The sequence below is a fragment of the Syntrophobacterales bacterium genome (assembly GCA_019429105.1).
Lineage (GTDB): Bacteria > Desulfobacterota > Syntrophia > Syntrophales > UBA5619 > DYTH01.
This window is the reverse complement of the sequence record JAHYJE010000057.1, coordinates 1-12117: the sequence shown is the minus strand read 5'-3', so window position 1 is coordinate 12117 and position 12117 is coordinate 1. Positions and strand designations below refer to the sequence as shown.

Here is a 12117-nt window from a genome sequence, read left to right as displayed (position 1 = left end):
TTATATTGTGGACGGAATCGACATCTACGGCCTGCCCAACGAGAAACTGGCCGATTTCCGCAGGGAGTATATCGGGTTCGTCTTCCAGTCCTTTCAACTGATTCCCTATCTGACGGTTCTGGAGAACGTGATGCTGCCGCTGACCATTGTCCGCGGTTCGAACGGCGGGCAGAAGGAGGCGGCTTCTCAGGTGCTGGACAAGGTGGGGCTGGGGGCAAAGGGTCGGCGCCTGCCGAATCAGCTCTCCGGGGGGGAGCAGGAACGGGTGGCGATCGCCCGGGCGCTGGTCAACCATCCCCCGATCATCCTGGCCGACGAGCCGACGGGAAATCTCGATTCCGCGACGGGCGACGAGATCATGGCGCTCTTGGGCGACCTCAATGCCGAAGGCCAGACGATCATCATGGTGACGCACAATCCGGAGAATGCCGCTTCGGCCCGGAAAGTCATCCGTCTCAAGGACGGCAGGATTCAAGGCTGAGCGAAAGGGGCGGCAAAGACAGATGAAATATTTTCTGATATCGTTTACCCTCTTTCTGGGGATCTTCTCCGCGTTTCCCGCGCCTGCGCCTGCAAACGACGGGAAATCCGCGGAAGCTCTATTGGCAGATGTCGATGCCGTCGGGGCTTTGACCATCGCCAACGAATGGAAGTGGTCCCAAAAGGAGATCAAAAGCTACGTGAATTCCCGCGAGGCGGTATTTCAATTCTCCGACGGAAAAGTCAAAAAGATTCCTCTGCCGGCAGATAAAATGGTCGTCGCTTTGGCGCCGTATATCCATAAGACGCATACGTGAATGACGCACTATTTCTCCTCCTGTCAGGGGGAGTTGACCGAGCAGACCTTTTTTGTAAAGGCCGTGGATGCAGAGGGAAATGTCCTTGTCGAGCAAGCGGCAACCGCCCTGAAAAACGGCTTTATGGAACTCTGGCTGCCGAGAAATCGCCGGATCAGTCTGGAGATCAAAAGGGGCGATCTGATCGCCCAGGGCGTGATTGAAACCTTTCCGGACAGCAAGACCTGTGTGACCACGTTTCAATTGCGGTAAAAAAGAATGAAAACTGAAGAGGAAACCAGGGACCTTTTTATGGCCTCTGAATCAGATTTTGGAAAAAACGGACAACTTCAGGGGTAAACCAGCCCCTCGGACCGATAACGATTTCTTCAATCAACCCTTCTTTATTAACGATAAAACTTTCCGGAACGCCGGTCGTCCCATAGAGATTTTTTATCGTCCCCCCGGGATCGAGAAGGGCCGGGAAATTCAGCTTGTATTCTTTCATAAATGGGGCAACAGCCGTGGCCCCCGCCGCGTCAATGCTGACCGCGAGGATTTCAAAATCTTTACCCTTCAGCTCCTGATAAAGCCTTTCCATCGATGGCATCTCTTCCCGGCAAGGGGGGCACCAGGTGGCCCAGATATTGACGAAGACCACTTTTCCCTTGAAATCGGCCAGGCTGATATTCTTGCCGTCCAGTCCCGGAAAGGTAAAATTCGGCGCGGGAAGCCCCACCTTGACCCTTGGCTTGTCAGACGTAAAGAATGAATCTTTCCCCTGGAGTAGAATAACGACCGCTATTGCAGCAATAATTAAAACAAAAAAGATGATATGTTTAAAGCTATATCTATCATCTGCACGTCCCCTTTTTTCTTCCATGTTATCCACCATTGACAAAAAGATCCCTAAAGACCGAAATCAATCCAGAAGAACTGTCCATAGGTTGATATCCATTGGAACACATTAAAAAGCAGCATCAGGCCGACGATGACCAGGACAACGCCCATCCCCACCTCAACATAATGCGCCATTTTTCCGTACCGGCGGATTATCCCGGACAACCACCCGATGCTCAGGGCGGCGATCAGGAAGGGAATAGCCAAACCGAGGGAATAGGAGACAAGCAGTTTGGTCCCCAGGGCAACGGAACTGCCTTTGAGAGCGAGTGTCAGGATCGAGCCCAGAACCGGACCAATGCAGGGCGACCATCCGGCAGAGAAAAATATCCCCATCAGGAAAGAAGTTATGTATCCCCGCTTGCGGTCCGGATTGCCCTGGACACGTACATCGTACTCCAGAAAGGCGATGCGGAAAACACCGGTCATGTGCAGTCCGAAAAGGATAACCACGATCCCGCCGATACGCGCCACCCAGTTGCGCAGGTCGTAGAGCAGACTGCCAAAGGCGGAGGCCGCGACACCAAGCAGCACAAACACGACGCTGAAGCCAAGCACAAAGGCCAGACCGTGCGTAAAGGTTGTGAAACGATTTCCGGCCCTGTTTTCCCCTCCCGCGGCCCGGCCGCCCAGGTAGCCGATATACGCTGGAACCAGCGAGAAGACGCAGGGGGAAAGAAAAGAGGCCAGCCCGGCCAGAAATGCCAACCCGATTGAGATGTTGAAACCCATCGTCACGCTTACCTAAAGTGATAGTGAAAGTCGCTTCCTTTATCCGGGCAAGAATTAACACATATTCCCGGAAGAGGCCATAGTATTTTATTATCTTCTACACTGCGTCCTTATTGATTTCAGTAGATTTCGAATCCAAATCGTGATAACCAATCCTCCAGAGGTGTTAACGAAACCATTCTCCGAAAGGAGTATAGTCATGATCCATTACGGCTTTACCAAAGAGTTGGATATCCCTTGTGAAACAGTCATTGAGTTGGCGAGAGAGGCGCTGAAAAAAGAGGGATTCGGGATACTGACAAAAATCAATGTCAAGGAAAAAATGAAGGAAAAGCTGGGCCTTGACATGAACAAATACATTATTCTGGGTGCCTGCAATCCTCCGAATGCATACAAAGCGATCCTTGCCGAGGAGAACATTGGACTCATGCTTCCCTGCAACGTAATCGTTTATGAAAAAGGTAATAAGACGGTGCTTTCCGCTATCCGGCCGACGGTTGCCATGAAAATGATTGATAATGCAGAACTTCAAAAACTCGCGGAGGCAGTAGAGGGGCAGTTGAAGAAGGCCTTCGATGCCATAAAAGGAGGAGCATAATGCATCACCACTCATCCGAAGAAGGAAAAAGCCGATATACGGATCCGGTTTGCGGGATGTCTACGGATCAGGAAGGTCAATTCATCCAATACAAGCATAACGGCAAACCCTACTACTTTTGCAGCGACCACTGCCTGGCCACGTTCAAAACTGAGCCGGGGAAATTTACCGGCAAGAAAGAAGAAGAGCCACCGGTGATGGAGTATACGCATGATGGCAGCCAGGTGTATATGTGTCCGATGCACCCCGAAGTGGTTCAGAACCATCCCGGCAACTGCCCGAAGTGCGGCATGACGCTCGAATCGAAAACCCCGGCGCCGGTAGCGGAGCGAATGGGATATACCTGTCCAATGCATCCCGAAGTGGTGCAGGACCATCCCGGAAGCTGCCCGAAGTGCGGAATGGCCCTTGAGCCGAAAACCGTCTCGCTGACGGAAGAAGAGACCAACCCCGAATACGAGGATATGCGCAAGCGGTTTATTGTGGGCGCCATCCTGACGCTTCCGCTGGTGATCATCGCGATGCGCATGATCATCCCGGGCGGCGAGTTGCTCGACACACTGGCCACCGTCAAGACCTATAAGTGGCTTGAATTGATCCTTGCGACGCCGGTGGTGATTTGGGCCGGGTGGCCCTTTTACGTCCGGGCCGTCCAATCGGTCATCAACCGAAGCCTGAACATGTTTACGCTGATCGGCCTCGGGGTTTCGGTGGCCTATATCTACAGCCTGATCGGCGTGCTGTTTCCCGACCTCTTTCCCGCAGCGATGCGGACGGCGGAAGGCACGGTTGGCGTCTACTTCGAGGCGGCCGCTGTTATCGTTGTGTTGATATTGCTAGGCCAGGTGTTGGAACTGCGTGCGAGAAGCCGGACCGGCGCGGCTATAAAGGCGCTGTTGGGTCTGGCGCCGAAGACCGCCCGAAAAATAGACGCTGACGGAAATGAGATCGACATCCCTCTGGAGCATGTCATAAAAGGGGATCATCTGCGGGTCCGGCCGGGGGAGAAGATTCCCGTGGACGGCGTCGTTCTGGAAGGATCGAGCAGCGTCGATGAATCGATGATTTACGGGGAACCGATACCCATTGAGAAACGGATCGGAGATAAACTTGTCGGCGCTACGGTCAATGGCACCGGTTCGTTGATTATGGAAGCCAAGAAGGTGGGCGCCGAAACCTTGCTCTCCCAGATCGTCAAGATGGTGGCCGACGCCCAACGAAGCCGGGCGCCGATCCAGAAACTGGCCGATGTCGTCTCCGGATACTTTGTCCCGACCGTGATCGCGATCGCATTTCTGGCTTTCGGCATCTGGTATCTTTTCGGTCCCGACCCCCGGTTGGCTCATGCGCTGATTGCCGCCGTTTCGGTGCTGATCATCGCCTGCCCGTGCGCACTGGGCCTGGCCACCCCCATGTCGATCATGGTGGCGACGGGTAAAGGGGCAACCATGGGTGTCCTGTTTAAAAATGCCGAGGCGATCGAGACCCTCCGGAAAGTGACAACGCTCGTGGTGGACAAGACGGGAACCCTGACCGAGGGCAAACCGAAGCTGGTGGAGGTGGTCGCTGCACCGGGCATCGACAAGAACAGGCTGTTGTCGCTCGCGGCCTCCCTCGAAAAGGGCAGCGAACACCCGCTGGCGGCGGCTATTGTCCAGGGCGCCGTCACTCAGGGACTCCAGTTGAGCGATGCGAAAGATTTTGCCTCACACACCGGCAAGGGCGTTTCCGGCAATATTGACGGGCAGGCGGTGCTGCTTGGCAACAGCAAATTCATCGGAGAGTTCAAGGTAGAGGCCGGCTCTTTGGCAAAGCAGGCCCAGGCAATGCGTTCTGAAGGACAGACGGTCATGTTTGTCGGGATTGACGGCAAAATCGGCGGCCTGCTGGCCGTTGCCGATCCGATCAAGGCAAGTACGCCCGAGGCGATCAAACAGTTGCACGCGGAAGGTATCCGGATCGTAATGTTGACCGGTGATAACAAAATTACTGCCGAGGCGGTTGCCAAAAAGCTTGGACTGGGCGATGTGGTGGCCGAGGTGCTGCCGGATCAAAAGGCGGAGGCGGTCAAAAAGTTTCAGCAGGCCGGTGAAGTGGTCGCCATGGCGGGTGACGGGATCAACGACGCCCCAGCCCTGGCCCAGGCGGAGGTGGGGATCGCGATGGGAACGGGCACAGATGTGGCGATGGAGAGCGCCGGGGTCACTCTGGTCAAGGGCGATCTCACCGGGATCGTCCGCGCCAGGCGGCTGAGCCGGGCCGCGATGGCCAACATCAAGCAAAACCTGTTCTTCGCTTTCATCTACAACGCGCTTGGCGTACCGGTCGCTGCGGGCATCCTGTACCCGAATTTCGGCATCCTGCTCAGCCCGATCATCGCCGCCGCCGCCATGAGCCTCTCGTCGGTTTCCGTGGTCGGAAACGCCCTCAGGCTGCGGAGCGTAAAGATTTAAGTTTTCCCGCGGATCAGTGATAATATACCGTCGTGAAGATGGCAGGGCGGTGAATGGTAAATCATTATGAATTCTTTCAGGTTCAAGCTCGGGCTCCTTCTCGCGGTCATCGCGGGCGCCTTCATCGTTTCGCAGGTCGTCTACCGGGACACCATAACCGCAATGCATGGTTCGGTCTTTTCCGCTGTCGATACGCTGGAGATTGTTCACAGAGCCGAATATTTTCATTCGGCAACGCATATGATGCTGTATCTTGCCTCGCACTATCCTGTACGCAAAGACGAAAAAACATATAATGAGTACGTGACCATACGAGAGAGCGGCCGTAATACGATCGATGCGTTGATCGAATCCGCCGTGTCAAGTGGACACCAGCACCAAATCGAGGAAGCAACTGGGCGGCCGGCGGATGATTTACGTTCGGTGTTTCATGCCTTTGCGGCAGAGACCGACGCCGTCTTTTCCGGCACGGATAAGGGGACTTCCGCACATCTGGAAAAGGCCCGCCTCCTTTTTGACGATATCTTCAGAAATTATCTGACGGTCATCCATAATTACCATGAAGCGCGTATGGTATCGTTGAGGAGGGGTGCGCATGAGATGAACCAAAGGGTTACCTTTCTCTTTTACGGACAACTTATCATCATTTTACTCGCGGCCGTTGTGGCGTTTGCCTTCTCGCAGCGCGTCCTGCTCAGGATATATACGACGACGGAGCGCCATGCCTTCTCGGACGGCCTGACGGGATTGAAGAATAGGAGATATCTCGACGACATCGGCGCCAACGAGGCGAGCGACTTGATTCGCAAGGAGACGCCATTTTCGATCCTCTTCGCCGATATCGATCATTTCAAATCGTTCAATGATGCCTACGGACATCAGGCTGGAGATAAACTTTTGAATGAATTCGCCGGCCATCTAAGGATGGGAGTTCGAATCGCGGATACCGTTGTCCGGTATGGCGGCGAAGAGTTTTTGGCAATCCTTCCCGGCGCCGATAAGGCCGCCGCCTTTGCGGTTGCGGAGAAGATGAGGAAACAGATCGAAACCGCCGATGTCCTTCTCCCTTCAGGGGAGCCGGGGAAAAAGGTCACTGCAAGCTTCGGCGTCGCCTCTTTTCCGCACGACGGCATCAGAAAGTTTACGGCACTTCTCAAGAAAGCCGATGAGCGCCTGTACCTGGCCAAGGAGTCGGGCAGGAACAGGGTCGTTTGTTAAATGGTCCTCAAATAGAGCCACGAAAAGCAGTACCGGCAGGAATGGCATAAAAGGAGTGAAGCCGCCACGAAGCTGCGGCAGAGCTACGAAGGAATCTCAGACTTCGGGTGATTAGGCATGTTCAGAGTGACGGAGTTAGGGAAGTGAAATTGGGGAAAGTCAGAAAGATGTTGTCGACAGATTAGGGAGGCCGTATAGAACTGAAATGAATCATGTCCGTAAAAAATTGATCGTCCGGCTGCTCCTGGCATGGATTGCTCTGTCCGTCCTGATCGGCGCGGTCGTGTTCTTCATGGAGACGAGGAAGATCGACGCCTATGTGGTCGCACTGGCCTTGGAAGAATCCCGTGATTTCGAGAAGATCCATGAAAATTTTCTCAAAAATCCGGATCTCCAGCATCTTGAACAGCTCAGGGAGGCAGCCCGGCAGCACATCGAAGACGGACATTTCATCGCCGTCAAACTCTATAACCATGACGGGGAACTGATCGCCGAGGCGAACCATCCCGACGCGCGGCTGATCAAAGAAAAAATCAATAGCCGTCAGCCCGATATTGCCGCGATCGATCGCGTTCATTTCCGGCAGTTCTACGGCAACGGCGGTCAGATTTTTGTCAAGATCCATGTACCTCTGAAGACAGCCGGCCACGAGCTCGAAGGCTATTTTGAAGGAGTTTACAAGGCAAATCCCCGAACGATGACGGAGATAAAAAACCGTCTCATTCTCTCCCTTCTGCAGGTTATGGCGATCATATTTTTCACCGCGCTGGCGATTTATCCGATTGTCCTGTCTCTGAACAGAGGACTGATCAAACTGACCGGGGATCTCTCACTCGCCAATATCGGAATGCTCAAGGTCCTGGGCAGCGCGATTGCCAAGCGGGACAGCGAAACCAACATCCACAATTACCGCGTGACAATCTATGCCGTCCGCCTTGCTGAGGCTGCCGGTCTCAAGAGGGAATATATCGCCGATCTCATCAAGGGTTCATTCCTCCATGATGTGGGAAAGATCGCGATCAGCGACCGGATCCTCCTCAAGCCCGGGAAACTCACCGAGGAGGAGACGGCCATCATGAAAACCCATGTGCACCACGGGGTTGACATCGTTGGGCATTACGGCTGGCTGAAGGATGCCGCGGAGGTCGTCCGGTATCATCACGAGAAATTCGACGGCAGCGGTTACGAGGCCGGTCTCAAGGGGCATGACATTCCAATCAATGCCCGGATATTTGCCCTGGCCGATGTCTTTGACGCGCTGACCTCCCGGCGGCCTTACAAGGAGCCGTTTTCGTTGGCAGAAGCCATGCGGATCTTGGCAGAGGGCAGCGGAAGTCACTTCGATCCGGCACTTATCGCCTCCTTTACCGGTATAGCCGGCTCGCTCTACGAGGAAATAAACGGAGCCGGGGATAAACTGCTCGAAAACGCATTGGATCAACTCATCGACCGGTATTTTTCCGCGGGCCTTCAGGAGAGCCCGCGGCTGAACTGCTGGGAGTTCATGAAATGCGGCCGTGAGGTCGGCGGAGCTAAGGCAGATGAACTGGGCATTTGCCTGGCCTATCCTGACCACGGTAAACACTGCGCCCGCATCGTCGGTACGCTTTGTGGAGGAGAAGTTCAGGGATCTTTTGCGCAGAAATTCGGAAACTGCCGGAAGTGCCCTTTCTTCAAGAGCAAGCACTACGACCGGATGTTCAGCCAAAAAAAGGAATAACCATAGATTATCATTAGAATAATGATGTCGTGAAAAGCGACATTATTAAGTATGATCAAGGATGATCCGAAGGCCTTTCAGATTTTCATGAAAGGCCTTCGGTGAAATTTTTTTGTATATTGCAATTCGATTCAGTCATTTGTACATCCCTGAAATTGGAAATGAATACGGCTCAGATCCCCTCGAAAAGCACCGTGGAGAGGTACCGCTCCGCGGCATCCGGCATGATGACCACGATCGTCTTGCCGGCAAACTCGTCCGACCTGGTCAGATGGATCGCCGCGGCCATCGCTGCTCCGCTGGAGATCCCCGCGAGCAGCCCTTCCTCTTTGGCCAGGCGCCGGGCAAATTCGATGGCCTCGCCGCTTTCCACCTGCTCCACCCGGTCCACGATGGACAGATCCAGCGTGTCGGGGATGAAACCGGCGCCGATGCCCTGGATCTTGTGGGGCCCGGGCTTGATCTCCACGCCGGCCAGTTTCTGACTGATCACAGGGCTCTCCCCGGGCTCGACGGCCACGGAGAGAATCTGCTTGCCCCGGGTGCGCTTGAGGTAACGGGAAATCCCGGTGATGGTCCCGCCTGTGCCGACGCCGGAGACCAGGACGTCGACGGCGCCGTCCGTGTCGTTCCAGATCTCCGGACCGGTCGTCCTTTCATGGATATCCGGGTTGGCCGGGTTTTTGAACTGCTGGGGAAGGAAGTATCGCTGCGGATCGGAGGCCGCAATCCCTTCGGCACGGCTGATCGCCCCCTTCATCCCCTCGGCGCCGGGGGTCAGGATCAGATTGGCGCCCAGCGCGGCCAGCACCTTCCTTCGTTCGATGCTCATCGTCTCGGGCATCGTCAGTGTCAGTTTGTACCCCCGTGCGGCCGCGACATAGGCCAGCGCGATCCCGGTGTTGCCGCTGGTCGGCTCGATGATCTCCACGCCCGGTTTCAGGATGCCGCGTTTTTCGGCATCCCAGATCATGTTGGCGCCGATGCGGCACTTGACCGAATAGGCCGGATTGCGCCCCTCAATTTTCGCAAGGACCGTTCCCCTAAATCCTCCCGCAAGATGATTGATGCGAATCAGCGGCGTATTGCCGATGCTCAAACTGTTATCCTCGTAAATCTTTGCCATGATTTCTCTCCTTTCCTTTCTTTGATCCGGCCCATCGGCCGGAGCCTCTGGCGAGCTTCGCCCCGCCAGGGCTGATGCAAAAACTATTCATGCGCCGCCTTCAGCGCCTGATCCAGGTCGGCAGTGATGTCGCTGATGTCCTCCAGTCCCACGGAAATCCGGACGGCATCCTGCTCCACGCCGGCCTTCTTGAGCTCCTCCGCCGTCAGTTGCGAATGCGTTGTGCTGGCGGAATGAATCACGAGGGTCTTGGCGTCCAGCACATTGGCCAGGTGCGAGGCCAGTTTCACGTTGTTGATGAACCTCTTTGCCGATTCGTACCCGCCCTTTACGCCGAAGGTGAAAATCGCCCCCGGCCCCAACGGCAGCAGTTGCCTGGCGCGGTCGTGATCCTTATGGCCCGCCAGCCCCGCATACTCCACCCGGGAGACCAGGGGATGTCCGACCAGATATTCCGCCACCTTCTGTGCGTTTTCGACATGCCGCCGGGCCCGGAGCGGCAGCGTTTCAAGCCCCTGGAGGATCAGGAAGGAATTGAACGGAGAGATAGTCGCCCCGGTATCTCTCAGCAGTCCTGTCCGGATCTTGAGCACATACGCGAGGCCGGGCGCGACGGCTTTGTCATGGTTGCCGAACGCATCCCAGAAATTGACGCCGTGGTAGGCGGCGTCCGGTTCGGTGATCTCCGGGAATTTTCCGGAACCCTTCCAGTCAAAATCGCCCTTCTCCACAATGGCGCCGCCCATCGAGGTGCCGTGACCGCCGATGATCTTGGTCAGCGAATAAACCACGATGTCCACCCCGTGGGCAAAGGGGTAAAAAAGCGGCGGCGGGGAGACTGTGGTATCCAGAATGAACGGGATCTTGTGCCGATGGGCAATCCCGGCGATTGCGTCGATGTCGTCCACATTGCATTTGGGGTTGCCGATCGATTCCGAATAGACGAGGCGCGTGTTTTCGTCGATCGCCTTTTCAAAATTTGCGGGATCGGAGGAGTCCACAAACCGCACTTCGATGCCGAACCGCTTCAGATCCACGGTGAAAAGCGTGTATGTTCCTCCATAAAGCTTGTCGCCCGTGACAATATTCTGCCCCGCCTGGGTGATGGCGCATATCGAATAGAAGATCGCCGCCTGGCCGGTTGCCGTCGCTACGGCGCCAGCGCCGCCGGTAATGGCAGCCAGACGTTTTTCCAGCACATCCGTTGTGGGGTTCATCAGGCGGGTATAAATGTTGCCGAAGGCCCTCAGCGCAAATAAATCCGCGGCATGGTCGGCGTCGTTGAACGCATAACTGGTGGTTTGGTAAATCGGGACGGCCCGCGCTCCCGTGGTCGGGTCCGGTATTTGCCCCGCGTGCAATGCCAATGTGTCGATTCCCTGATTTTGCTGCTCCATATTCATTTCCTCCTTGTAGCCAGTGATCGTTTGTTTTTGTTATTGAACCATCCGTTTTTATGCCCGGGCGCAGAAGGGCGTCACATACACCGTGGCATTCGAGTTCCATTCATGAGCGCTCTCCTTTCAATATATAGCCTACCTTTATAGTAGCCTTGGCATGCAAAAAAATTATATGCTGTAATCGAGCGGGCGTTTCCACACCAGCGCCCTGGTTCGATCCGCCATGTCCGCAAAGGTGACCTTATCGATCACGCCATTAATCAGGTGCGTAATCTCCCCGAAGACCTCCTGAAACGCGCAGCGGTTTTCGAAATCGCATTTTCCCCGGAACTCGCTCACGCAGGCAATCGGCTCGGTTGGCCCTTCCATAAGCCGGATGATCTCCCCGAGGGTGATCTTTGCCGGCTCCCTGGCCAAAGCGACTCCCCCCTTCGCACCGCGCACGGTTTTAATGTACTTGGCGCCTTTGAGGATCATGACGATCTGTTCCAGAAACTTCTTTGGAATATCCTGGCGTCTGGCGATCTCCTTGATCTGGACCAGGCGGCCTCCATTCTCCAGGGACAGCTCAAGCATGATCTTTAGTGCGTAGTCCCCTTTAAAAGTGATCTTCATCGGCTTGCCCCTTTATTGCTTGCTTTTCGTGGATACTATACTTAACTGATAGTCATTGTCAAGTATAATTTTAAAAAATAATTCAAGAAATTTTCCCCGTTGTCCGACCGCTGTTCCGCAACATTTACAGATCCGCATCGCCTCAACTGCTGAAAATATTCGCACCTTCTCCGTGAATTATCTCGATTATGGGAAAAAATCATGCGCCCGATGATCGTAAACTCCCCTCGAAAAGAACGGCACCTATTTCGGGTGATCATAATATCTATAGAGTGATCAATATGTTAAAAGTGTTTACGGTCCGGTTGATGAAAATTTTCACTCGAGCCTCTCAAACGAAGCGGATACTATTTATCCATGCAGTTCAGGGGAATCGGGATAAGTGGGCATTTTATATCCAGCGTTAATCGGTTTTGAAAAATATCTTGAAGGATTTTCCGCCATCGGTATTTTTTAACCCTACAACGATACATAACTAAATAAACAGTTGACAAATATGCCTGACTCTGTTACTTGTTTTTCAAAAACATGAACAGGAGGTGGGCCATGATTCCGGAAGATCGAGTTTATGATGGTAGC

At 54.4% G+C, this 12117-nt stretch carries 11 protein-coding genes and 1 pseudogene; 7 read left to right on the top strand and 5 right to left on the bottom strand.

Annotated features, from left to right (window positions below; all coding sequences use genetic code 11):
- The 3 genes from K0B01_13730 to K0B01_13720 form a co-directional block, all read left to right on the top strand.
- Window positions 1-481, top strand: a 481-nt coding sequence (locus K0B01_13730; protein MBW6487200.1) for an ABC transporter ATP-binding protein, incomplete at its 5' end; no start/stop codon positions are given.
- A 22-nt stretch (window positions 482-503) separates the two neighbouring features.
- Window positions 504-797, top strand: a complete 294-nt coding sequence (locus K0B01_13725) for a hypothetical protein (GenBank protein MBW6487199.1) — start codon at window positions 504-506, stop codon at window positions 795-797.
- Window positions 798-1049, top strand: a complete 252-nt coding sequence (locus K0B01_13720) for a CueP family metal-binding protein (protein MBW6487198.1) — start codon at window positions 798-800, stop codon at window positions 1047-1049.
- A gap of 37 nt (window positions 1050-1086) precedes the next feature.
- Here K0B01_13720 and K0B01_13715 read toward each other — a convergent pair whose 3' ends face one another.
- Both K0B01_13715 and K0B01_13710 read right to left on the bottom strand, forming a co-directional pair.
- Window positions 1087-1659, bottom strand: coding sequence for a TlpA family protein disulfide reductase (locus tag K0B01_13715; protein ID MBW6487197.1), 573 nt, complete (start codon window positions 1657-1659; stop codon window positions 1087-1089).
- A gap of 26 nt (window positions 1660-1685) precedes the next feature.
- The gene (locus tag K0B01_13710; GenBank protein ID MBW6487196.1) at window positions 1686-2408 is read right to left on the bottom strand and encodes a cytochrome c biogenesis protein CcdA; all 723 of its coding nucleotides are present in this window, start codon (window positions 2406-2408) and stop codon (window positions 1686-1688) included.
- Window positions 2409-2607: 199 nt separating this feature from the next.
- On the opposite strand from K0B01_13710, the gene K0B01_13705 reads away from it, so the two are divergent.
- The 4 genes from K0B01_13705 (at window position 2608) to K0B01_13690 (ending at window position 8397) form a co-directional block, all read left to right on the top strand.
- Window positions 2608-3006, top strand: coding sequence for a DUF302 domain-containing protein (locus tag K0B01_13705; protein ID MBW6487195.1), 399 nt, complete (start codon window positions 2608-2610; stop codon window positions 3004-3006).
- On the top strand, window positions 3006-5459 hold the full coding sequence (locus tag K0B01_13700; protein MBW6487194.1) for a heavy metal translocating P-type ATPase: 2454 nt from the start codon (window positions 3006-3008) through the stop codon (window positions 5457-5459). The genes K0B01_13705 and K0B01_13700 overlap by 1 nt, the downstream gene beginning before the upstream one ends.
- A gap of 66 nt (window positions 5460-5525) precedes the next feature.
- Window positions 5526-6677, top strand: a complete 1152-nt coding sequence (locus K0B01_13695) for a GGDEF domain-containing protein (protein MBW6487193.1) — start codon at window positions 5526-5528, stop codon at window positions 6675-6677.
- Between the two features lie 205 nt (window positions 6678-6882).
- The gene (locus K0B01_13690) at window positions 6883-8397 is read left to right on the top strand and encodes an HD domain-containing protein (GenBank protein ID MBW6487192.1); all 1515 of its coding nucleotides are present in this window, start codon (window positions 6883-6885) and stop codon (window positions 8395-8397) included.
- 172 nt (window positions 8398-8569) lie between these two features.
- On the opposite strand, the gene cysK is transcribed toward K0B01_13690, so the two are convergent.
- From cysK to K0B01_13675, 3 genes and pseudogenes are all read right to left on the bottom strand, one after another.
- Entirely contained in the window at window positions 8570-9523 is a 954-nt protein-coding gene (gene cysK / locus K0B01_13685; GenBank protein MBW6487191.1) for a cysteine synthase A, read from the bottom strand.
- Window positions 9524-9606: 83 nt separating this feature from the next.
- Complete coding sequence (locus K0B01_13680) at window positions 9607-10926, bottom strand: O-acetylhomoserine aminocarboxypropyltransferase/cysteine synthase (GenBank protein ID MBW6487190.1); 1320 nt, start codon at window positions 10924-10926, stop codon at window positions 9607-9609.
- A gap of 165 nt (window positions 10927-11091) precedes the next feature.
- Window positions 11092-11538: pseudogene (locus K0B01_13675) on the bottom strand (Rrf2 family transcriptional regulator).
- Between the last annotated feature and the right edge of the window lie 579 nt (window positions 11539-12117).

What these genes read in the sequence shown, in the direction of transcription:
- K0B01_13680 (MBW6487190.1), bottom strand. Translation starts at nt 10,926, where the DNA reads ATGAATATGGAGCAGCAAAATCAGGGAATCGACACATTGGCATTGCAC.
- K0B01_13690 (MBW6487192.1), top strand. Translation starts at nt 6,883, where the DNA reads ATGAATCATGTCCGTAAAAAATTGATCGTCCGGCTGCTCCTGGCATGG.
- K0B01_13700 (MBW6487194.1), top strand. Translation starts at nt 3,006, where the DNA reads ATGCATCACCACTCATCCGAAGAAGGAAAAAGCCGATATACGGATCCG.
- K0B01_13725 (MBW6487199.1), top strand. Translation starts at nt 504, where the DNA reads ATGAAATATTTTCTGATATCGTTTACCCTCTTTCTGGGGATCTTCTCC.
- cysK (MBW6487191.1), bottom strand. Translation starts at nt 9,523, where the DNA reads ATGGCAAAGATTTACGAGGATAACAGTTTGAGCATCGGCAATACGCCG.
- K0B01_13710 (MBW6487196.1), bottom strand. Translation starts at nt 2,408, where the DNA reads ATGGGTTTCAACATCTCAATCGGGTTGGCATTTCTGGCCGGGCTGGCC.
- K0B01_13720 (MBW6487198.1), top strand. Translation starts at nt 798, where the DNA reads ATGACGCACTATTTCTCCTCCTGTCAGGGGGAGTTGACCGAGCAGACC.
- K0B01_13715 (MBW6487197.1), bottom strand. Translation starts at nt 1,659, where the DNA reads ATGGAAGAAAAAAGGGGACGTGCAGATGATAGATATAGCTTTAAACAT.
- K0B01_13705 (MBW6487195.1), top strand. Translation starts at nt 2,608, where the DNA reads ATGATCCATTACGGCTTTACCAAAGAGTTGGATATCCCTTGTGAAACA.
- K0B01_13695 (MBW6487193.1), top strand. Translation starts at nt 5,526, where the DNA reads ATGAATTCTTTCAGGTTCAAGCTCGGGCTCCTTCTCGCGGTCATCGCG.